The sequence below is a fragment of the Allobosea sp. GW821-FHT10B12 genome (assembly GCF_059415545.1).
The window spans coordinates 190,753-211,633 of the sequence record NZ_JBWKNL010000008.1; the positions used below are offsets into that span (position 1 = coordinate 190,753).

Consider the following 20,881-nt stretch of genomic DNA (forward strand, 5'->3'; position numbering starts at 1 on the left):
CTCCAGCCCTGTCGTTGATTGAAGCACCGTCACCGCTGGGCATGGCGGAACGGCCAGACGAGCAAATAGTTGCGGAAATTGGCGTAGATCTTGGCGAGGCCGAGCGGCTCGTAGAGCAGGAAGCCGATCACCAGCGCGCCATAGGCCATCAGCGGCAGATGGGCGCGCAGGTCGATCGGCAGCGACAGCCCGAAGGTGCCTGCGGCAGCGCCGAGCAGGTTGTTGAGCACAATCGGCGCGAACAGGATCAGCGCCGTGCCGAAAAACGGCCCGAGCACGCTGCCGAGCCCGCCGACGATGATCATCGCCAGGATCTGGATCGAGAGCTCGATATGGAACTGGTCGGGCGAAATCGCCCTCAGATAGGTCACCGCCAGCAGCGAGCCGACGACGCCGCCGATGAAGGACGAGACCCAGAAGGCCAGCAGCTTGTAGCGGAAGGTCGAGATGCCGAGGATCTGCGCGGCGTAGTCCTTCTCGCGCAGCGCGGCCAGCGCCCGGCCGAAGCTGGTGCGCCGGACGTTCAGCATGAACAGCGTGATGACGAAGCAGACGCCGAAGGCGAGGTAATAGGTCGGCAGGTCGCCCTGCAGGGGGATGCCGAGGAAGCGCACCGGCGGCACCTGCAGCGTCGCGAGCGAGCCGCCGCTTATCACCGAGGAATGCGAGATGACGAAGTCGACGACGTACTGCATGGCCAGCGTCGCCATGGCGAGATAGATGCCCTTCATGCGCAGGGCGGCGCCGCCGAACATCGTACCGATGGTGGCGCTGAGCAGGCCGCCGGCGATCATCGCGATCTCAAGCGGCACGCCGAGGCGCACCAGATGCACCGAGCCATAGGCGCCGATGCCCATCACTGCGCCATAGCCGAGATGGATCTGGCCGGACCAGCCCATCAGCAAATTGAGGCCGAGCGCCGCCGAGGTCCAGATCAACCAAGGCAGCAAATAGCCGGAGACATAGAGCCGGTCGAAGATGAACGGCGCCGCCAGCAGGATGGCGATGACCGCGATGATCAGGCCGCGGTCGAAGCCGAGCGGAAAGAGCTGGCGCTCGTCCTGATAGCGCGTGTGGCGGATGCCGGCGCGACGATAGAACACGGCGTCAGACCCTCTCGATATGGTGGCGGCCGAACAGGCCGTGCGGCTTGAGCAGGAGCGTCACCAGGATGATCACGGCGGCGACGACATCGCGCGAGCCGCCGCCGACCAGCGGATCGAGCACGCCGGTGGCGAGGCTCTCGGCAACGCCGACGATGACGCCGGCGATCAGCACGCCCGGGATCGAGTCGAGCCCACCCAAGATCGCGATGGCGAGCGCCTTGATCAGCAGCAGTGAAAGCGACCAGTCGACACCCTGCGTGCTGCCCCAGAGCACGCCAGCGGCGGTGGCGGAGACGGCGGCGAGCCCCCAGGCGACGGCGATCGCACGCTCGACCCTGATGCCGACCGACCAGGAGGCGGTCTGATCGTCGGCGACGGCGCGCATCACCACGCCGAAGCGCGAGTTGAAGAAGAACAGCGAGAGCAGGATCAGCAGCAGCGAGATCGAGCCGCCGATCATCGTGGAGCGGTTGAGCAGGAGCTCGCCGACGAAGAGCGGCTGCTGCGGCAGGCCGATGTCGAGGCGCTTGACCGCGGCACCGAAGATTCCCGGCAGCAAGCCACGCAGCATGATCTCGACGCCGAGCGTCAGCATGATCGTCATGATCACCGGCTGGCCGATCATCCGGCGCAGCGCGATGCGTTCCATCAGCAGGCCGAAGCCGAACATGACGACGAGCGCAGTGGGGATCGCCAGCCAGATCGGCAGGCCGACCAGGGTGGCAAGCGCCCAGGTGACATAGCCGCCGGTCATGGCAACCGCGCCCTGGGCAAGGTTGGCGGTGCCGGAGGTCTTGTAGATCAGCACGATCCCAAGCGAGACCAGCGCGTACATCAGGCCGACGAAGACGCCGTTGGTCGAGAGTTCCGCGAGCAGGATCCAGTCCATCAGGCGACGACCTCACTGATCTTGAGCGTCCGCCGGATCACGCCGCGCTCCCCGTTCTCATAGGCGATGGTGGCGTCGAACACGGTCTCGTCGAGCCCGCCGTAAAGGGCGTCGATCAGCGAGGCGTAGGTCGTCTCGATGACGTTACGGCGCAGCTTGCGGGTGCGGGTGATCTCGCCGTCGTCGGCATCGAAATCCTTGTGCAGATTGGAAAAGCGCCGCACGCGCAGGCCCTCCGGCTGCGTGCCGTTGACGTGCCTGACCACCTGCCCGATCAGCCCCTGCACCTCCGGCTTCTGCGAGAGCTCGGCATAGGAGGTGTAGGAGATGCCGCGCTCCTCGGCCCAGTGGCCGACCGCGTCGAAGTCGATGCAGACGATCGCGGTGAGCTCTCCGCGCCCGGCGCCGATCACCGCGACATTGCGGATATAGGGGCTGAACTTCAGCCGGTTCTCGATGAAGTTCGGGATGTAGCGCTCACCGGATGCCGTGCGTACGACCTCGCTGACGCGGCCGAGCACAACAAGCTGACCGTCCTCGTCGATGCGCCCGGCATCGCCGGTGTGCAGCCAGCCATCGACCAGCGCCTTGGCGCTGCTCTCGGGGTCGTCATAGTAGCCGTCGACCACCGAGGAGGAGCGCACCAGGATCTCGCCGCTGTCGTCGATGCGGATCTCGCTGCCTTCCATCGGCTTGCCGACCGTGTGGAGCTTGACCTGCCCCTCCGTCTGCGCCGCCGTCAGCGCGCAAGTCTCGGTCTGGCCGTAGAACTGCTTCAGCCGGATGCCGAGCGCCCGGAAGAACAGGAAGGTGTCCTCGCCCAGCGCCTCGCCGCCGGTGAAGGCGCGCTCGGCCCGGCCGAGCCCGAGATGGTCGCGCAACGGCGCATAGACCAGCACGTTGCCGACTGCATCGAGCAGCTTCTCCGCCAGCGTCAGTGAACCACCGGACAGGCGCTTGCGCTCGAAGCCGACGGCGCGCTCCATCGTGGTCTCGAACAGCCAGCGCTTGAACGGCGTCGAGTTCTTCATGCCGACCTGGACACGGGTCAGCATCTGGTCCCAGGCGCGCGGCGCAGCGAGATAGAAGGTTGGCGAGACCTCGCGCAGGTCGCGCATCACCGTCTCCTGGCGCTCGGGGATATTGATCGTCGCCGCCATCATCATGCCGGCGCCCAAAGTGAAGACGAAGTCGCCGACCCAGGCTGTCGGGAGATAGGCGTAGAGCTCCTCGTGCTTGTGGAAATAGCCGCTCGCGCCGGCATTGAGCAGGCCGCCGGTGACGTTGCGATGGCGCAGCGGGATGCCCTTGGGCAGGCCGGTCGTGCCGGAGGAATGCAGCAGCACCGAGATGTCTTCGGCCCGCGGCTCGTCGACAAAGCGCCTGACGAGATCGGGCTCGCGCGCCAGCCGCTCGCGCCCTTTCGCCACCAGCGTATCGAGCGACATCAGCCCGGGCAGGTCGTAGCCGTCGAGGCCGCGCTCGTCGTCATAGAGGATGGTGGCGACGCGCCCGGTGGCGGCCCTGAGCTCGAGCAGCTTGTCGACCTGCTCCTGGTCCTCGGCGACGCCGACAGGTGGCGCGCCATGCCGGGTCGCGACGATCAGCTCTTCCAGCGGCACATCCGGAAAAACAGGTGACGGGAAGGCCCGCAGCATATTGGCGGCCAGCATGGCGTAATAGAGCCGCGGCCGGTTGTCGCCGATCACGGTCATCGCGGCGCCGGCGACCAGCCCGGCCTCCTCAAGCCCGGCGGCCATGGCGGCGATCTCGTCGAAGACCTCGCGCCAGTTCTGCTCCTGCCAGATGCCATAGCGCCGCTCGCGGAAGGCGACGCGGTCACCGAACTCGGCGGCATTGCGGGCGAGCGCGGCGATCAGCGTCGCCGGCTCGCCATTGGCGGCGACCGGCCAATGGGCGCCCTCCCCGATCTTGCCAAGCGCCGCCGTCATGCCGCGCTCCCGGCCTGGTGGCGCTTGGCGGCACGCTCGCCGAGATAGGCGCTGACCACGCTCGGATGCGAGATCGCCGCCTGCGGCTCGCCCTCCGAGATCACCTCGCCATAGCTCAGCACGACGACGCGGTCGCAGATCGAGGTGACGACGTCCATGTGGTGCTCGATGATCAGGATGGTGACGCCACGCGCCTCCTGCGCATCGAGGATGAAGCGGGCAATGTATTCCTTCTCCTCCTGGTTCATGCCGGCCATCGGCTCGTCCAGGATCAGCAGGCGTGGCTCGGCGACGAGGGCGCGCGCCAGCTCGACGCGCTTCTGCAGGCCGAGCGGGATGACCTCGACCGGCTCGTCGCGGATATCCTGCAGCTGCATGAACTCGATGATCTCTTCGACCACCCGCCGGTGCGCCAGCTCCTCGCGCTCCGCCCACCACCAGTAGAACAGCGCCCCGAGCGCGCTCGGCTTCATGTGGGTGTGGCGGCCGATCAGGATGTTGTCGAGGACACTCATGCCCTTGAACAGGGCAAGATTCTGGAAGGTGCGGGCGACGCCGCGCGCGGCGATGCGATGCGGCTTCAGCGCCGTGATGTCCTCGCCGAACAGGCTCACCTGCCCGGCATTGGGCGGGTAGAAGCCGGTGACCACGTTGACCATGGTGGTCTTGCCGGAACCATTCGGGCCGACCAGCCCCAGAATCTCGCCCTGGCGGACATCGAGCGAGACGCCCTTCAGCGCCCGCAGGCCGCCGAAGCTGCGCTCGATCCCGGTACAGGAGAGTGCCACGGGCGCGTCCGAAACGCTCGCGGCGGGACGGTATTGAACCTCATTCATCCGAGATATCCGGAACGGCTAGCCGGAAGGCTCCCGACCGCGACATCTGCGAGCACCCGGCGCGCATGCGGCGCCGCCGCGCGAACGGCGTTGACTCCCACGGCATCCTCCCCGGCTGCGCTGGCTTGTTGTCTTGGTAGGCGTCAGCTCGATGCAGCTAATGAACAGAATTCATCTTATGCTGTCAACTCTTTTACCCCTCGGATTCAATGCCGGTGGCGGCTGCGATTTTTCGCACGACGGCATCCCGAACAAGCCGCTTCACCCTCGACGCCGCACCTCCGGCCTGGGCATTGGAAGTACCCTGAATGAACCGGGCTCAGCTCATCTGAAGGCAGCCGCCCGACACGACAACCGCGACGCACCGGCCAGGGCGACCTCGTATTCATCGGCCAGCCGCCGGCAGAGCTCGCCTGCATCAGGCAAATCGCGGATCGCGCCGACGCCCTGCCCTGCCGCCCAGATGTCGCGCCAGGCCTTGGCCTCGGCGGTGCCGAAATCATAGCTCGCGGGCTTGCTGAGATCGTCGGGATCGCGGCCCGCCGCCAGGATGCTGGGGCGCAGGAAATTGCCGTGCACACCGCTGATCGCGGGCGTGTAGACGATGTCGGCCGCCGACGCGCCCAGCAGCATGTCGCGCAGCGCCTGCGGCGCCATGCTCTCCTGCGTCGCCATGAAGCGAGTGCCGAGATAGGCCATGTCGGCCCCCGCCATCCGGGCGGCAGCAACCTGCGCACCAGCGCTCAGGGCCCCGCCGAGCACGAGCGCGCCGTCGAAGATGCGGCGGACATCGGCCAGCGCTGCGAAGGGATTGAGCGGCCCGGCATGGCCGCCGGCGCCAGCCGAGACGGCGATCAGACCGTCAACACCGGCCTCGGCCGCCTTGGCGGCGAAGGCGAGCGTCGTCACGTCATGAAAGACGAGCCCGCCATAGCCCTGCACCGCCTTGATCAGGTCGCGGTTGAGGCCGAGCGAGGTGATGACCAGCGGCACCTTGCGCTCGACGACGATAGCGAGATCGGCGTCGAGCCGTGGGTTGCTGCGATGGACAACCAGATTGACGCCGAAGGGCGCGGCATCGGCCACATCACCCAGCCGTCCCGCGATCTCGTCGAGCCAATCGGCCAAGCCCGCCGTGCTGCGCTGGTTGAGCGCCGGAAAGCTGCCGACGACACCATTGCGGCAGCAGGAGACGACGAGGTCCGGCCCCGAGATCAGGAACATCGGCGCGGCGATGACGGGAACGCGCAGGCGTCCGGCAAAAGCGGCAGGCAACGGCAACGACACCTCCTCCAAGGAACCCGCGCAATCTGGCGCAGACAGCCCGAATGCCCGTCTGGTGCGCGCCGATGATGAATGCTATTTATTAGTGACGCTCCGCCCCAGCGCGCCGCCGCTCGGCCAGAGCAAAGAGCGGCCCGCCGCTTCGTCCCGACAAGGATCATCGATGCCGCCCCGCAGCGCCGTGAAACGCCAGGTCAACCGGCTCCCGCCCGAGCGGCGCATCTCCGACATCATGGCCGCCGCCAAGCAGGTCTTCGTCGAGAAGGGCTACAATGACGCGCTGATCACCGACATCGCGCTGCGCGCCGGCGTGGTCGAGGGCAGCATCTACCGCTTCTTCGCCAACAAGCGCGAATTGCTGGTCAAGGTCGTCGAGCACTGGTTCGAGCAGATGCTTCGGGACGATGCCGAGCAGTTTGCTGCCGTGCGCGGCAGCTGGAACCAGATCCGCTTCATCGTCTACACCCACCTGACCTCGATCCATCGCGACCCGGCGCTGTCGCGCCTGATGTTCCAGGAGATCCGGCCGGCGCCCGACTATCGCGGCTCGCATCTGTTCGAACTCAACCGCGCCTACACGAATCGCCTGGTCGACGTGGTCAAATCCGGCATCGCTGCCGGCGAGCTGCGGCCCGAGAGCTCGCCAAACCTGGTGCGCGACCTCGTCTTCGGCTGCATCGAGCATCGCACCTGGGCCTTCCTGCGTGGCGAAGGCGATTTCGATCCGGCCGAAATGGCGGACGCGATCACCAATCTGGTCCATCACGGACTGGCGCTCGGCGGCGAGCCAGCCTCGCCGATGGAGAGCGTGATCGCCCGGCTGGAGACGGCGACGGCGCGGCTCGAGGCTGCGGCCGGGATCTCCCCGGCGAATCCTGCTTCCGCTCGGCCGCGCTGAGGTCATCGCCTACTCGCCGCCGCTGCTGCCCGGCCCGTCGAAGAAGGCTGGGCGCGGGATCGTCCAGGTCTCGCCCCAGAGCTGCGCGCCACCGGCGACGTTGAGCACCTCGCCAGTGACATAGGCAGCCGCCGGGCCGCAGAGATAGGCGCAGGCCTCCGCGACCTCCCAAGTCGTCGCAGTACGCATCATCGGGTTGGAGCGCGGATAGGCCTTGACCACCTGCGGATCGTAAACCCGCCAGCCCGGCGTCTCGATCGCGCCCGGCGCGATGCAGTTCACCCTGATGCCGAGCGGCGCCCATTCGACCGCCAGCGCCTGGGTCAGGCCGACCACGCCGGCGCGTGCCGCGATGGTATGGGCGACGCCATGCAGGCCCTGGCGCGTCACCACCACGATCGAGACGATGCTGCCCGGCCGCTTCGCGTCGCGCCAGCGGCGCGCGGCCTCCTGCATCATGTACCAGGTGCCGTTGAGATTGGTGTCGACGACGGCATTCCAGCCCTTCGTCGAAAAGTCGATCGCCGCCTGCGGGAACTGGCCGCCGGCGCTGTTGACGAGAATGTCGATGCCGCCGAATTCGCTGGCGATCCAGTCGTGCAGCGCCGTGATCGTGGCGGGATCGCGGACATTCACCGTCCTTGCAGCCGCCTTGAGCCCGGCGGCGCGCATCGCCCCGGCCGCAGCCTCCAGCCTGCCCTCGTCGCGCCCGGCGATGATCACCTGCGCGCCGAGCCGGCCGAGCAGCCAGGCGGTGGCGCGGCCGATGCCGCCAGCGCCACCGGAGATCAGGACGGTTTTGCCGGCGAAGGCCTCCGGCCCATAGACCGTCGGCAGCACGGCGAGATCGGCATCGTCCAGACCGAGCTCGCTGGGATCGGCCTCAGCCATGGCGCTCCATCCCCTTCAGCAATTCGTCGGCGATGATCATCTTGCGGACCTCGGTGGTGCCGGCGCCGATCTCGAGCAGCTTGGTGCTGCGGAACAGCCGGTTGATCTCGGACTCCCAGATATAACCGGCGCCGCCATGGACCTGCACGGCCTTGTCGAGGACATCGTGGCAGGCCTGCGCCGCATACATCACCGAGGCCGCGGTCAGGCGATGGATGTCGCCGCGTCCACCGCCGCCGACTTCGAGGGGAGCCGCCTCCGCCAGGGTGCGGTAGGTGAAGCTGCGCATGGTCTCGACCAGCACATACATCTCGGCCAGCATCGACTGGACCATCTGGAAGGCGCCGATCGGCTTGCCGAACTGCTTGCGCGTCCTGGCGTAGTCGATCGAGAGCTCAAGCGCCCGCTCGGCGACCCCCAAGCAGAGCGGCGAGATCATCGCCCGCTCCAGATCGAGCCCGCTCATCACGATGGCGACGCCCTGGTTCTCGGTGCCGACAAGATTGGTGGCCGGGACGCGGCAATCCTCGAACAGCAGTTCCGCCGTCTGGCTGCCGCGATAGCCCATCTTCACGAGCTTCTGCGCCACCTTGAAGCCGGGGAAATCCTTCTCGACGATGAAGGCTGAGATGCCGTGGGCGCCGCGCTCCTTGTCGGTCTTGGCATAGACCAGGAGCACATCGGCGACCGGGCCGTTGGTGATGAAGATCTTGCTGCCGTTGAGGACATAGTGGTCGCCCTCGCGGCGCGCGGTGGTGCGCATCGAGCCGAGCGCATCCGACCCCGCCCCCGGCTCGGTCAGGCCGAGCGCGCCGATGGTCTTGCCCCCGCAGAGATGAGGCAGATAGCGGCGCCGCTGCTCCTCATTGCCGTTGCGGTAGATATTGTTGGCGCAGAGATTGTCATGGGCGACGACCGAGAGCGCCATGGCGTGGTTCCAGCGGCTGAAACCCTGCAGGACCAGCCCGGCCTGGAGCAGATCGAGCCCGGCCCCGCCATATTGCTCGGGGATCGTCGCACCGAGGAAGCCATTGGCGCCGATCTGGCGGAAGGCTTCGTCCGGCCACCACTCCTCGTCGTCCATACGCTGCGACAGAGGATAGAGCTCGGCGCGGGCATAGCGGTCGGCCCCGTCGAGGATCGCGTTCTGCTCCTCGTCGAGGCCGAAGGCGTGGGCGTGGTTGCTGCCGGTCACGGCGTTCACGTCGATCTCCTCCCTCACCCCGTCACGCAGCGGTGCGGGCAGTGAGCCATTCGGCTCCTTGAATGTTATTGAGCTCATTTCATCAGTGACGCGAGCAGCTGTCAACGCAAGTGAGGCGCTGCAAAATCGAACAATCCATTTATGCGCCATTTCGCCAGCTCTGGCCACGAAACCGCTATTGACACATCAAATGAATTGAAATCATTTATTTCGCGAAGGCTCCCTCAGCGAGCCACGCAGGGATGGAATCGTGAGCGAAGAGGTCATCACCCGACGCGAAGGCGCGGCGCTGGTCGTCACGATCAATCGCGAGAGCCGTCGCAACGCCCTGAACGAGGCGGTGGCGGAGGGCATCGTCGCCGCGCTCGACGCTGCCGAGGCCGATACCGAGGTACGCGCGGTCATCCTCACCGGCGCCGGCGACAAGGCCTTCTGTGCCGGCGGCGACCTCAAGCCCAATGCCGACGGAACGCCCTTCACCATCAAGGCGGCCGACCCCCGCCACTATGTCGCCGGCCTGCTGCGCCGGATGGATGCCTGCCGGCTGCCGCTGGTGGCGCGGGTCAATGGCCACGCGCTGGCCGGCGGCTTCGGCCTGATCTGCGCCTGCGACCTCGTGGTGGCGCGCGACGACATCCTGCTCGGAGTGACCGAGGTCAAGGTCGGGCTCTTCCCGATGATGATCCTGCCCTATCTGATGCGAGTGCTGCCCTATCGCCGATTGATGGAGCTCTGCCTCACCGGCGAGACCATCAAGGCGGGCGATCGGGAAGCCGGCGCCATCGTCAACTACGCCGTGCCGGCTGGTGAGCTCGACGCGAAGACGAACTGGCTGGTCGGCCGCCTCGTCGACAAGTCGCCGACCGGCATTCGCCTGGGCAAGCAGAGCCTTGCCAAGATCAGGGAGATGTCGACCGACGCGGCGCTCGAATACGCCCAGTTCATGCTGGCCAACATGGCCCGCACCGAGGATGCGCGCGAGGGCTTCGCCGCCTTCGCCGAAAAGCGTCCACCGGCCTGGACCGGGCGGTGAACGCCATGCGCGAGAGCATCCGCATCGGCTGTGGTGCCGGCTTCTGGGGCGACAGCCCGGAAGGGCCGCGCCAGCTCGTCCGGCAGGGCGGCATCGACTATCTCGTGCTCGACTATCTGGCCGAGATCACCATGTCGATCCTCGCCCGGATGAAGGCGAAGAACCCGGCGCTCGGCTACGCGACCGACTTCGTCTCGCTGGTGATGAAGCCGCTCGCCCGCGAGATCGCGAACAAGCGCATCCGCGTCGTCACCAATGCCGGCGGGGTCAATCCGGAAGCCTGCCGCGACGCCCTGCTCGCCGCCTTCAAGGAGGTCGGTGTCGAGCTGAAGGTCGCGATCGTCACCGGCGACGACCTCTCGGGCGAGGCCGAGCGCCTGCGCGCCCAAGGCGTCAGCGAGATGTTCTCCGGCGCGCCCTTCCCCGAGCGGACCGCCAGCATCAACGCCTATCTCGGCGCCTTCCCGATCGCGGCGGCGCTCGCCGCAGGCGCCGATGTCGTGGTGACCGGGCGCTGCGTCGACTCGGCCGTGGTGCTCGGCCCGCTGATCCATGAATTCGGCTGGACGCCGGAGGATTACGACCGGCTTTCGGCCGGGAGCCTCGCCGGCCACATCCTCGAATGCGGCGCGCAGGCGACCGGCGGCATCGTCACCGACTGGCGCGCGGTCGCCGACGACTGGGCCGATATGGGCTTCCCCGTCGCCGATTGCCGCGCCGATGGCAGCTTCGAGATCGGCAAGCCCGAGGGCACCGGCGGGCGCGTCAGCCCGGCGACGATCGCCGAGCAGATCGTCTACGAGGTCGGCGACCCCGCCGCCTATATGCTGCCGGACGTCTGCTGCGACTGGTCGCAGGTGAAGCTGGAGACGACCGGTTCCGACCGCGTCCGGGTTTCCGGCGCGCGCGGACGGGCGCCCCCGGGCAGCTACAAGGTCAGCGCCACCTATGCCGATGGCTATCGCTGCACGGCGACGATGATGATCGTCGGTGACGAGGCGACCGCGCGGGCCGAAGCGGTCGCCAGGGCCATCCTCGCCCGCTGCGGCCGGCTGATCCGCGAGGCCGGCCTTCCCGATTTCGCCGAGACCTCGGTCGAGACGCTCGGCGCCGAGGCGAGCTATGGCGCGCAGAGCCGGGCGCGGGCGACGCGCGAGGTCGTGCTCAAGATCGGCGTGCGCCACCCTTCCAAGGAGGCGCTGCAGATCTTCGCCCGCGAGATCTATCCGGCGGCGACCGCAATGGCGCAGAGCCTGACCGGCTTCGCCGGCGGCCGGCCCGAGCCGCAGCCGGTGATCCGGCTGTTCTCCTTCCTGATCGACAAGGCCGAGCTGAACCCAACCGTCAGCTTCGGCGAGGCGCGCTTGCCGGTGCCGGCGCATATCCCAAGTGCAACGGTTGACGCGCCCTCGCCCGCCGCAACCAGCGCGGATACGCCGGACACACCGCCCGGCGAGATGGCCAACGCGCCGCTCGTCGCTCTCGCCTTCGGCCGCAGCGGCGACAAGGGCGACATCGCCAATATCGGCGTGATCGCGCGCGATGCCGCCTTCCTGCCCTGGCTGCGGCGGGCGCTGACGCCGGAGGCCGTCGGCCGGCACTTCGCCCACCATGTCCAGGGCAAGGTCGAGCGCTTCGACTGGCCGGGCCTTGGTGGCTTCAACCTCGTTATGCACCGGGCACTCGGCGGCGGCGGCATCGCCTCGCTACGCCACGACCCGCAGGGCAAGGCGATGGCGCAGGTGCTGATGAGCCTGCCGGTGCCGGTGCCCGTCGCCTGGCTCTTGCCCGACGGCCCCCTCCACGGCCTCAAGACCACGGACGATGCAAGATGACGGCTCCGGACGACACCCCGCCGTTCCGCAAGGTGCTGATCGCCAATCGCGGCGAGATCGCCTGCCGGGTGATCCGGACCCTGCGCGAGATGGGCATCGCCTCGGTCGCGATCCACCATCCGGTCGAGGCCCGCGCCCGGCATGTGCGCGAGGCGGATCAGGTGGTCGAGATCTCCGGCGAGACGCCAGTCGCGGCCCATCTCGACATCGCCCAGATCGTCGAGGCCGCCTGCGCGGTCGGGGCCGACGCGATCCACCCCGGCTATGGCTTCCTCTCCGAGAATGCCCGCTTTGCCCGCGCCGTCGCCGAGGCCGGGCTGATCTTCATCGGACCGGACGCCGATACCATCGCGCTGATGGGTGACAAGATCTCCGCGCGCCAATTCGCCGCCGATCATGGGGTCCCGGTCGCGCCCTCGGTGATGCCGACGCAGGATCTCGCCGAATTCACCCGCCAGGCCACCGAGATCGGCTTCCCGCTGCTGATCAAGGCGGCGGCAGGCGGCGGCGGCAAGGGCATGAGCATCGTGCGCAGCGCCGAGGAGCTGGAAGGTGCCGCCCGCCACGCCGCCAGCGAGGCGCAGCGCTATTTCGGCGACGGGCGTGTCTATGCCGAGCTCTTCGTCGAGAGGCCCCGCCATATCGAGGTGCAGGTCTTCGGCGATGGCAAGGGCGGCGCCATCCACCTGTTCGAGCGCGAATGCTCGGTGCAGCGCCGCTTCCAGAAGATCATCGAGGAGGCCCCCGCCCCCAACCTGCCGACGGACCTGCGCGACGAAATCTGCGCTTCGGCGGTCAAGCTCGCGGCGGCCTCGAACTACCGCAATGCCGGCACGGTCGAGTACATCCTCGGGGCCGATGGGCGCTTCTTCTTCCTGGAGATGAACACCCGCCTGCAGGTCGAGCATCCCGTCACAGAAATGATCACCGGGCTCGACCTCGTGCGCTTGCAGATCGAGATCGCCGCCGGGCGCGACCTGCCCTTCGCGCAGGATGAAGTCAGCACCAACGGCCACGCCATTGAATGCCGGATCTGCGCCGAGGATCCCGAGCGCGATTTTCTGCCCGAGACCGGCACGATCCTGCATCTCGACGCGCCGCAGGCCGCCTATCTGCGCTTCGAGAACGCTCTGGATCGCGGCCAGCGCGTCACCGCCGATTTCGACCCGATGCTGGCCAAGCTCGTCGCGCATGGGCCGGATCGGGCCGGTGCGACGCGACGGACCATCGCGGCGCTGCACGATCTCGCCTTGCTCGGGGTCAAGACCAATATCGACTATCTCGCCCGCGTGCTCGGCCACCCCGCCTTCGCCGCCGGCGAGTTGCACACCGGCTTCGTCGCCCAGCACAAGGCGGCACTCGCCGCCGGCGAGCCGGATGCGGCGATGCGCGACAAGGTCCTGATCGCCGCGGCGCTCGGCTTGCGCGATTTCCGCGATCTCGTCCTCGACGTGCCCGAGCCGCACGCCTCGATCGGGCGCTGGAGGAACTGAGCATGGTCCTCAAGCTCGATCTCGACGGCACCGTCCACCACGTCACCATCCTGGCGCGCCGGCCGCATCTCGTGCTCTCGATCGATGGCCGCCGGCATGTCGTCGAGAACCTCGACGAAGCCGGCGACGGCAGCCGCCGGCTGACTGTGGACGGACGGCCGGCCACCTTCGCCCGCGCCGGCAGCGCAGACGGTGTCATCGTCCGGCTGGACGGGCGCAGCTTCGCATTGCGCCGGCGCGACGCCGCGGAAGCCTCCGCGGCCGGCGGCGGCGCCAATGTCGTGCGCGCGCCGATGCCGGGCACGGTCGTCGTGGTCCACAAGCGCGTCGGTGACAAGGTCGCGCGCGGTGAGACCATCGTCACCATCGAAAGCATGAAGCTGCAGATGAAACTCGATGCGCCGCGCGACGGCGAGATCGCCGAGATCGCGGCGCGTGAGGGCGAAGGCTTCGACAAGGACGCCGTGCTCGCCCGTCTCGCGGCTCCGGCGGAAGGCTGACCCGATGTCCAGACTGCAATCGTCGATCAACACCGCCTCCGCCGACTTCCGCCGCAACGAGGCGCATAACCGGCGGCTCGTCGCCGAATTCAAGGCGAAGCAGGAGGCGGCGCGCCATGCACGGCCGCAGCGCGACCTCGACCGGCTCGCGCGCCAGCAGAAGATGCCGCAGCGCAAGCGCATCGAGATGTTGCTCGACCCCGGCACGCCCTTCCTGGAGCTGTCCTCGCTCGCCGCCAACATGGCCTATGGCGGGGAATCGCCATCGGCCAGCTCGATCGTCGGCATCGGCATGGTCTCCGGCCGCGAGGTGATGATCCGCGCCGACGACCCGACGGTGAAGGGCGGCGCCTGGTATCCCCTCACGGTCAAGAAGATCGTCCGCGCCCTCGACATCGCCATGGAGAACCGGCTGCCGGTCGTCCATCTCTGCGATTCCGCCGGCGGTTTCCTGCAACTGCAGTCGGAGCTGTTTCCGGACCGCTATATGGGCGGGCGGATCTTCCGCAATCAGTCGATGCTGTCGAAGATGGGCGTAAAGCAGCTCGCCCTCGTCTTCGGCCATTGCACCGCCGGCGGCGCCTATATCCCGGGGCTTTCCGACTACAGCGTCATCGTGCGCGGCACCGGCGCGGTCTTCCTGGGCGGCCCGCCGCTGGTGAAGGCGGCGACGGGCGAGGACGTCACGGTCGAGGAGCTCGGCGGTGCCGAGATGCACACCAGCGTATCGGGTACCTGCGACTATCCCGCCGACAGCGAGGAGCACGCCATCGAGATCGGCCGCGACATCGTCTCGCAATGGGACCGGCTGCCGCGCTGGGAGGCGCAGCGCGAGGCGCCGGAAGAGCCGTTCTACGATCCCGCCGAGATCTACGGGATCGTGCCCGACGACATCAAGAAGGCCTTCGACATGCGCGAGATCATTGCCCGCATCGTCGATGGCAGCCGCTTCCACGAATACAAGCCGAACTACGGCACGACGCTAGTCTGCGGCTTTGCCAATATCTGGGGCTTCAAGGTCGGAATCCTCGCCAACAATGGCGTGCTCTTCAACGATTCCTCGATCAAGGGCGCCCATTTCATCGAGCTCTGCAACCAGAACAACACGCCGCTGGTCTTCCTGCAGAACATCACCGGCTACATGGTCGGGCGCGAATACGAGCGGCGCGGCATCACCAAGGACGGCGCCAAGATGATCATGGCGCAGAGCTGCTCGCGGGTGCCGAAGTTCACGGTGATGTGCAACGGCTCGTTCGGCGCCGGCAATTACGGCATGTGCGGGCGCGCCTTCGACGGGCGCTTCCTGTTCTCCTGGCCGAACCACCAGATCGGCGTGATGGGCGGCGACCAGGCGGCGAACACGCTGGCCGAGGTCAAGGCCAACCAGATGAAGCGCAATGGCGGAACGGTCGACAAAAGCGAGATCGACCAGCTCTGGGACGAGACGCGAAAAGCCTATCAGGAGCAGCTCTCGGCCTATTACTCGACCTCGGAACTCTGGGACGACGGCATCATCGACCCGCTCGACACGCGCAATGCGCTCGGCGTGGCGATTTCGGCCTCGCTCAACGCGCCGCTCGGCCCGCCCGGCTACGGCGTCTTCCGGTTCTGAACGCCATGCCGGGAGCGCTGCGCCTCTATCTCGATTTCGCCTCGCCCTACTCTTATTTCGCGCTTCGTCCGCTGGCGCGAATGGCGCAGGAGCACGGCCGGGCGCTGGAGCTGCGGCCGATCCTGCTCTGGGCGGTGTTCAAGCAGCAGGGCGTCGTCAACCCGCTGGAGAAGCCGGCGCGGCGGCGCTATTTCCTCGAGGACGTGACCCGCTCGGCCGAATTCTTCGGCCTGCCGTTCCGTATCCCCGAGCCGCTGCAGATCTCGGCCCATCTCGCCGGCCGGCTCTACCATGGCTGGACCGCGACACGGCCGCAGGATGGTTTGCGCCTGGCGAGCGAGATCTTCGAGACCTTCTTCGCAAGAGGCGAAGACATTACCAACCCGATCGTGCTCGCCACCCTGCCCTGTCTGGCAGGCGAGACTCCCGAGGCGATCCGCGCCATGATCGACGATGCGGAGGGCCGCCAGCGCCTTGGCGAAGCCGTGGACGAGGCCTGCGCTGCTGGTGTCACCGGCGTGCCCTTCGTGACGCTCGACGGCGAAAGCTTCTTCGGCGCCGACCGCCTGCCGCAGATCGCCTGGCGGCTGCAGCATCCGCGCGGCGGAGCCTAGATGGAGGGTACGATGAGCGACGACAGGCTCGCCGGGGCGCTGAAGGCGACGCCCTTCATCGACTCCAATGCGCTGGCGGTCCGCACCTTCGTCGAAGACCATGCCGGCACCGGTCCCGACCGCTATCGCGCGGTGCGGCTTTACTACGCCGTCCGCGACGCGATCCCCTACGACCTCCGCTATTTCGGCATCGAGCGCGACATCTTCGTCGCCTCGCGCTGCCTGGAGGCGAAAGGCTCGTTCTGCGTGCCCAAGGCAGTGACGCTCGCCGCGGTTTGCCGCGCTGCCGGCATCCCGGCACGCGTCGGCTTCGCCGATGTGCGCAACCACCTGGCCTCGCCGCGCATCCTCGAACTGATGGGCAGTGATGTCTTCCGCTGGCACGCCTATACGCTGCTCTTCATCGAGGGCCGCTGGGTCAAGGCGACGCCGGCCTTCGACCTTGCTTTCTGCGCCCGCTTCGGCGTCGAACCGCTCGATTTCGACGGCAGCACGGATTCGATCTTCCAGCCCTTCGACGCGGAGGGGCGTCAGCACATGGACTATGTGCTCGACCGCGGCGACCATGACGACATGCCCTACGAGGCCTTCCGCGAGGCGATGCAAGACGCCTATCCTCGCCTGATCACGGCGATGGCGGCCGAACGCGCGGCGCTGGCGAGCAAGGCTCATCCGAAGCCTGCTCCGGCCGCTTAGCGCATTCGGATTCTGCTCGGAACCACGCCGTCATCCTGGACAAGCGCCGAAGGCGCGCAGCTCCGGGATCCATCGTAAGGCTCCACGGCTCTACGATGGATCCCGGGCCGAGCTTCGCTCGCCCAGGATGACGAGCGTGGTTCCGAGGAAAGTCAGCGCGCGCCAGTCATCGGCGCAGGCCGTGACCGCAATTCTTCCACACTGACCGGCTAGGAAGAAGGCTTGCCAGCGTTGTCGTGGATCGCCACGGCCGCTGGCTGTTGCGCTTTTGAGCGTGCGACGACCGTCCTCCATCTCACAGAGCAGCGAGAGAAGTAGACCATTCCCGCCGGTGATTTTATAAGACGGCTAACAAATTTGGCGGCATAATCCGCCGCCTGACCTCTCCGATTCCGCCGAAGGAGCGCCCTCCCCACGATGAACGCCGCCGAGAGCACCACCGCCATCCTGATCCATCTCGCCGGTTCGGTGGCGCTGCTGATCTGGGCGGTCAGGCTGGTACGGACGGGCGCGACGCGCGCATTCGGCGCTTCGCTGCGGCAGGGCCTGGCGCGCTTCGCCGGAAACCGGTTCTCGGCGATGGCGAGCGGGGCAGTCGTCACGCTGATCCTGCAGAGCTCGACGGCGACGACGCTGCTGCTCTCCTCCTTCGCCGGCCAGGCCCTGATCGGCCTGCCCATGGCTTTTGCCGTTCTGCTCGGAGCCAATATCGGCACGGCGCTCGCCGCCTTCCTGGTCTCGTTCGAGCTCGGCTGGATCTGGGGGGCGTGCCTCGCCGTCGGCGTGACGCTCTACCTTGCCAACGAGGCGATGAACCGGGCCCGCAATATCGGCCGCCTGATCGTCGGCATCGGGCTGATCCTGCTCTCGCTCGCCGAGCTCAAGACCGCTTCGGCGCCGCTGGCGCAGTCGCCGATCTTCCGCATGGCGTTCGAGGCTCTGGCCAGCGAACCCCTGCTCGCCGTCGCGATCACGGTCGCGGCGACCTGGCTGACCCATTCGAGCCTCGCCATCGTCCTCTTGATCGCCTCGTTCTGGGCGGGCGGGCTGTTCCCGGCCCCGACCGCGCTGATCCTGATCGTCGGCGCCAATCTCGGCAATGCGCTGGTGCCGGTGATCGACCAGCTCGGTGCGCCGGTCGCCCAACGCCGCGTCGCGCTCGCCAACCTGCTGACGCGCATCATCATCGCGCTCGTCGTCATCCCCTTCGCCAAGCCGCTGGCGGGGTGGTTCTCGCAGCTCTCGCAGAACCCCGCGCGTCTGGCGGTCGAGATCCATCTGGCGCTGAACATCGTCGGCGCCCTCGTCTTCCTGCCCTTCACCGGCCCGATCGCGGCGCTGGTCACGCGCCTGACCCCGGCCGCACCCGAAGCGGAGACGCGCACGCGGCCGCTCTATCTCGACCCCAGCCTGCTCGACAGCCCATCCGAAGCGCTCGCCAGCGCCCAGCGCGAGACGCTGCATCTCGGGGACCGCGTCGGCGCCATGCTGAAGGACCTGCTGATCCTGCTGGAGCAGGACAAGCTCGCACTCTCGCGCGAGATCGCCGCGGCCGATGATGGCGTCGACACCATCCACGAGGCGATCAAGCTCTATCTCGTCCAGCTTTCGCGCCGCCCGCTCTGCGAGGAGGACAGCCGGCGCCTGTTCGAGATCATCACCGCGACCACCAATCTCGAGCATATCGGCGACATCATCGACAAGAACCTGCGGGAACTGGCGGAGAAGAAGATCCGCAAGCGCTACCGCTTCTCGGAGGAAGGCCTCGCCGAGATCCGCGATTTCCACGCCCGGGTCAGCCACAGCCTGCAGCTTTCGCTCAACGTGCTCGCCTCGCGCGACATCACCCTCGCCCGCCAGCTCTTCGACGAGAAGAGCGCGATGCGCGTCGCCGAGCGCATGGCGACCGAGAAGCATTACGAGCGCCTGCGCAGCGGAGTGACGGAGTCGCTCGAAACCTCGTCGATCCATCTCGACGTGCTGCGCGACCTGAAGCGCATCCACGGCCACATCACCTCGATCGCCTATCCGATCCTGGAGGCGGCCGACGAGCTCAGCGACACCAGGCTGCGCAAGGCCGAGGAGCAGCCTGCCGACGAGAGCTACGGCCTCGCTCTGCCGCACAAGCCGGCCTGAGGCGGAGAGGTCTCGGCTGACGCCGCCTTGACAGCCCGCGGGATTGACCGAGCTTAGGGCCCGAGGCTCGGGAGCATCATGGATCGCATCGACGCGATGAAGGTCTTCATCGCCGCGCTGGACGAGGGCAGCCTCGCCGGGGCGGGGCGCCTGCTCGGCCGCTCTCCGGCCGCCGTCAGCCGGGCTGTCGCCTTTCTCGAACAGCAAGCCGGCGCGCCGCTTTTGCATCGGACGACCCGCTCGATCCGGCTGAGCGAGATCGGCGAGCGCTATGCCATCGCCTGCCGCCGTGTCCTCGCCGACCTGCACGAGCTCGATGCGGTCGGTGCCGGCGAGCAAGCCGCCCCGCGCGGCACCTTGACCATTACGGCGCCACCGATCAGCGGCGAGGAGATCCTGCGTCCGATCATCGACGCCTTCGTCGAGGCCTACCCGGCCGTCACCGTCAATCTCGTCCTGCTCGTGCGCCTCGCCAATCTGGTCGAGGAGGGCATCGACATCGCCCTGCGCATCGCCGAACTGCCGGATTCGGCGATGACGGCGGTCCATATCGGCGGCGGTGTCAAACCCGTCATCGTCGCCTCGCCGCGTTACCTCGCCCAGCATCCGCGCATCGACGAGCCCAGCGATCTCCTCAAGCACACCATCATCGCCTGCACCGATTTCGGGCGCGATTCCTGGGTGTTTCCGCCGGCGAAAGGCGGTTCCGTGCCCCGCTCGGTCCAGTTCAAGCCCCGCCTGATCGTCAACAGCGTGCGCGCCGCCCGCGGGGCCGCCGTCGACGGCCTCGGCGTCACACGCCTGTTCAGCTACCATGTCGGCGAGCGGATCCAGGACGGCTCGCTCCGCCTCCTCCTGCGCGATGCCGAGCCACCGGCGCGGCCGGTCACGCTGCTGATGCCGCAAGGGCGAAACGCTGTCCCGAAGGTCCGCGCCTTCCTGGATTTCGCGGTTCCGCCGCTGCGCGCCGCCTTCGCCCGGCTATCGGCCGAAGCGGTCGCCATGGACGCCTGATGTCCTGAGTTATTCTTCCGCTATAGGGAAGAATGACCGCCGAACAGTAGGCATTCAATCGAGCAGCGAGATACTCCAGATTTCCCTCACCAGGCCGGACAGGGCCATCAGCGGCAATCCTGCTCGCTGACGAGACAGTGAGGATCATCATGAGCAACGAACGGAAGGTCGCCATCATCACCGGTGCTTCGCAGGGCATCGGCGCCGCGCTGGTCAAGGGGTTCCGCGACCGCAATTACCGGGTCGTCGCGACATCACGCTCGATCAAGCAGGGCAGCGACCCGGACATTCTCGCCGTGCCCGGCGACATCGCCGACCCGGTCACCGCCGAAGCGGTCGTCGGCGAGGCGATCGCCCGCTTCGGGCGCGTCGACACGCTGGTCAACAATGCCGGCATCTTCATCGCCAAGCCCTTCACCGACTACACGGCACAGGACTTCCAGGCGAAGATCGCGACCAATCTCGCCGGCTTCTTCCACATCAGCCAGCAGGCGGCGGCCGCGATGCTGAAGCAGGGCTCGGGCCACATCGTCAGCATCACCACGAGCCTGACCGATCATGCGATCGCCGGTGTCCCGGCCGCGCTGGCCAATCTCACCAAGGGCGGCATCAACTCGGCGACCAAGGCGCTGGCGGTCGAATACGCCACCCAGGGCATCCGCGTGAACGCGGTCTCGCCCGGCATCATCAAGACGCCGATGCATGCGCCGCAGACGCATGAGTTCCTGGCGGGCCTGCATCCGGTCAAGCGGATGGGCGAGATCAAGGACATCGTCGACGCCGTCCTCTTCCTGGAGAGCGCTCCGTTCGTCACCGGCGAGATCCTGCACGTCGACGGCGGCCAGAGCGCCGGCCACTGACCGATCACGCCAAGCGATAGGAGGCTTC

18 protein-coding genes are annotated in these 20,881 nt (G+C 67.6%); 11 read left to right on the forward strand and 7 right to left on the reverse strand.

All coding sequences use genetic code 11. From position 1 onward, the window contains the following. Positions 1-29: 29 nt before the first annotated feature. From AC07O0_RS24640 to AC07O0_RS24660, 5 genes are all read right to left on the reverse strand, one after another. Entirely contained in the window at positions 30-1,103 is a 1,074-nt protein-coding gene (locus AC07O0_RS24640) for a branched-chain amino acid ABC transporter permease (RefSeq protein ID WP_494626595.1), read from the reverse strand. 4 nt (positions 1,104-1,107) lie between these two features. Further along, positions 1,108-1,995 carry a branched-chain amino acid ABC transporter permease gene (locus AC07O0_RS24645; RefSeq protein ID WP_494626597.1) on the reverse strand — a complete coding sequence of 296 codons (888 nt, stop codon included), beginning with the start codon at positions 1,993-1,995 and terminating at the stop codon, positions 1,108-1,110. Continuing rightward, entirely contained in the window at positions 1,995-3,947 is a 1,953-nt protein-coding gene (locus tag AC07O0_RS24650; protein WP_494626599.1) for an AMP-dependent synthetase/ligase, read from the reverse strand. The genes AC07O0_RS24645 and AC07O0_RS24650 overlap by 1 nt, the downstream gene beginning before the upstream one ends. After that, the gene (locus AC07O0_RS24655; RefSeq protein ID WP_494626601.1) at positions 3,944-4,783 is read right to left on the reverse strand and encodes an ABC transporter ATP-binding protein; all 840 of its coding nucleotides are present in this window, start codon (positions 4,781-4,783) and stop codon (positions 3,944-3,946) included. Before AC07O0_RS24655 ends, AC07O0_RS24650 begins: the two co-directional genes overlap by 4 nt. A gap of 324 nt (positions 4,784-5,107) precedes the next feature. Continuing rightward, positions 5,108-6,070: an NAD(P)H-dependent flavin oxidoreductase gene (locus AC07O0_RS24660; protein ID WP_494626602.1), complete on the reverse strand. Its 963-nt coding sequence runs from the start codon at positions 6,068-6,070 to the stop codon at positions 5,108-5,110. A gap of 160 nt (positions 6,071-6,230) precedes the next feature. Here AC07O0_RS24660 and AC07O0_RS24665 point away from each other — a divergent pair, with 160 nt between their 5' ends. After that, positions 6,231-6,965 carry a TetR/AcrR family transcriptional regulator gene (locus AC07O0_RS24665; RefSeq protein WP_494626604.1) on the forward strand — a complete coding sequence of 245 codons (735 nt, stop codon included), beginning with the start codon at positions 6,231-6,233 and terminating at the stop codon, positions 6,963-6,965. A 9-nt stretch (positions 6,966-6,974) separates the two neighbouring features. Here the strand turns inward: AC07O0_RS24665 and AC07O0_RS24670 are convergent, their stop codons facing one another. Together AC07O0_RS24670 and AC07O0_RS24675 are read right to left on the reverse strand one after the other, a co-directional pair. Next, positions 6,975-7,856: an SDR family oxidoreductase gene (locus tag AC07O0_RS24670; protein ID WP_494626606.1), complete on the reverse strand. Its 882-nt coding sequence runs from the start codon at positions 7,854-7,856 to the stop codon at positions 6,975-6,977. Further along, positions 7,849-9,060, reverse strand: coding sequence for an acyl-CoA dehydrogenase family protein (locus AC07O0_RS24675; protein WP_494626608.1), 1,212 nt, complete (start codon positions 9,058-9,060; stop codon positions 7,849-7,851). The genes AC07O0_RS24670 and AC07O0_RS24675 overlap by 8 nt, the downstream gene beginning before the upstream one ends. Positions 9,061-9,310: 250 nt before the next feature. Here AC07O0_RS24675 and AC07O0_RS24680 point away from each other — a divergent pair, with 250 nt between their 5' ends. The 10 genes from AC07O0_RS24680 to AC07O0_RS24725 all read left to right on the forward strand — a co-directional run bounded on the left by AC07O0_RS24680 (position 9,311) and on the right by AC07O0_RS24725 (position 20,853). Further along, positions 9,311-10,093, forward strand: coding sequence for an enoyl-CoA hydratase-related protein (locus AC07O0_RS24680; RefSeq protein ID WP_494626610.1), 783 nt, complete (start codon positions 9,311-9,313; stop codon positions 10,091-10,093). A gap of 5 nt (positions 10,094-10,098) precedes the next feature. Then, positions 10,099-11,928 (forward strand): acyclic terpene utilization AtuA family protein, encoded by a 1,830-nt coding sequence (locus AC07O0_RS24685; protein ID WP_494626612.1) that lies wholly within the window; start codon positions 10,099-10,101, stop codon positions 11,926-11,928. After that, entirely contained in the window at positions 11,925-13,421 is a 1,497-nt protein-coding gene (locus AC07O0_RS24690; protein WP_494626613.1) for an acetyl-CoA carboxylase biotin carboxylase subunit, read from the forward strand. The genes AC07O0_RS24685 and AC07O0_RS24690 overlap by 4 nt, the downstream gene beginning before the upstream one ends. Before the next feature lie 2 nt (positions 13,422-13,423). Continuing rightward, positions 13,424-13,921: a biotin/lipoyl-containing protein gene (locus AC07O0_RS24695; protein WP_494626614.1), complete on the forward strand. Its 498-nt coding sequence runs from the start codon at positions 13,424-13,426 to the stop codon at positions 13,919-13,921. A gap of 4 nt (positions 13,922-13,925) precedes the next feature. Beyond that, on the forward strand, positions 13,926-15,533 hold the full coding sequence (locus tag AC07O0_RS24700) for an acyl-CoA carboxylase subunit beta (protein ID WP_494626616.1): 1,608 nt from the start codon (positions 13,926-13,928) through the stop codon (positions 15,531-15,533). Positions 15,534-15,538: 5 nt separating this feature from the next. Then, positions 15,539-16,147 carry a 2-hydroxychromene-2-carboxylate isomerase gene (locus tag AC07O0_RS24705; RefSeq protein ID WP_494626618.1) on the forward strand — a complete coding sequence of 203 codons (609 nt, stop codon included), beginning with the start codon at positions 15,539-15,541 and terminating at the stop codon, positions 16,145-16,147. A 12-nt stretch (positions 16,148-16,159) separates the two neighbouring features. Continuing rightward, a complete protein-coding gene (locus AC07O0_RS24710) occupies positions 16,160-16,843 on the forward strand; it encodes a transglutaminase-like domain-containing protein (RefSeq protein ID WP_494626619.1) in 684 nt (227 codons plus the stop codon). A 417-nt stretch (positions 16,844-17,260) separates the two neighbouring features. Then, on the forward strand, positions 17,261-18,979 hold the full coding sequence (locus tag AC07O0_RS24715; RefSeq protein WP_494626621.1) for a Na/Pi cotransporter family protein: 1,719 nt from the start codon (positions 17,261-17,263) through the stop codon (positions 18,977-18,979). 78 nt (positions 18,980-19,057) lie between these two features. After that, positions 19,058-19,993, forward strand: a complete 936-nt coding sequence (locus tag AC07O0_RS24720) for a LysR family transcriptional regulator (protein ID WP_494626623.1) — start codon at positions 19,058-19,060, stop codon at positions 19,991-19,993. A gap of 149 nt (positions 19,994-20,142) precedes the next feature. Then, positions 20,143-20,853 (forward strand): SDR family NAD(P)-dependent oxidoreductase, encoded by a 711-nt coding sequence (locus AC07O0_RS24725; RefSeq protein WP_494626625.1) that lies wholly within the window; start codon positions 20,143-20,145, stop codon positions 20,851-20,853. Positions 20,854-20,881 lie beyond the last annotated feature (28 nt).

Excerpts from the sequence above, each read along its gene's own strand:
- AC07O0_RS24645 (WP_494626597.1), bottom strand. The coding sequence starts at position 1,995 with ATGGACTGGATCCTGCTCGCGGAACTCTCGACCAACGGCGTCTTCGTC.
- AC07O0_RS24650 (WP_494626599.1), bottom strand. The coding sequence starts at position 3,947 with ATGACGGCGGCGCTTGGCAAGATCGGGGAGGGCGCCCATTGGCCGGTC.
- AC07O0_RS24655 (WP_494626601.1), bottom strand. The coding sequence starts at position 4,783 with ATGAATGAGGTTCAATACCGTCCCGCCGCGAGCGTTTCGGACGCGCCC.
- AC07O0_RS24665 (WP_494626604.1), top strand. The coding sequence starts at position 6,231 with ATGCCGCCCCGCAGCGCCGTGAAACGCCAGGTCAACCGGCTCCCGCCC.
- AC07O0_RS24670 (WP_494626606.1), bottom strand. The coding sequence starts at position 7,856 with ATGGCTGAGGCCGATCCCAGCGAGCTCGGTCTGGACGATGCCGATCTC.
- AC07O0_RS24685 (WP_494626612.1), top strand. The coding sequence starts at position 10,099 with ATGCGCGAGAGCATCCGCATCGGCTGTGGTGCCGGCTTCTGGGGCGAC.
- AC07O0_RS24690 (WP_494626613.1), top strand. The coding sequence starts at position 11,925 with ATGACGGCTCCGGACGACACCCCGCCGTTCCGCAAGGTGCTGATCGCC.
- AC07O0_RS24695 (WP_494626614.1), top strand. The coding sequence starts at position 13,424 with ATGGTCCTCAAGCTCGATCTCGACGGCACCGTCCACCACGTCACCATC.
- AC07O0_RS24700 (WP_494626616.1), top strand. The coding sequence starts at position 13,926 with ATGTCCAGACTGCAATCGTCGATCAACACCGCCTCCGCCGACTTCCGC.
- AC07O0_RS24705 (WP_494626618.1), top strand. The coding sequence starts at position 15,539 with ATGCCGGGAGCGCTGCGCCTCTATCTCGATTTCGCCTCGCCCTACTCT.
- AC07O0_RS24710 (WP_494626619.1), top strand. The coding sequence starts at position 16,160 with ATGAGCGACGACAGGCTCGCCGGGGCGCTGAAGGCGACGCCCTTCATC.
- AC07O0_RS24715 (WP_494626621.1), top strand. The coding sequence starts at position 17,261 with ATGAACGCCGCCGAGAGCACCACCGCCATCCTGATCCATCTCGCCGGT.
- AC07O0_RS24720 (WP_494626623.1), top strand. The coding sequence starts at position 19,058 with ATGGATCGCATCGACGCGATGAAGGTCTTCATCGCCGCGCTGGACGAG.
- AC07O0_RS24725 (WP_494626625.1), top strand. The coding sequence starts at position 20,143 with ATGAGCAACGAACGGAAGGTCGCCATCATCACCGGTGCTTCGCAGGGC.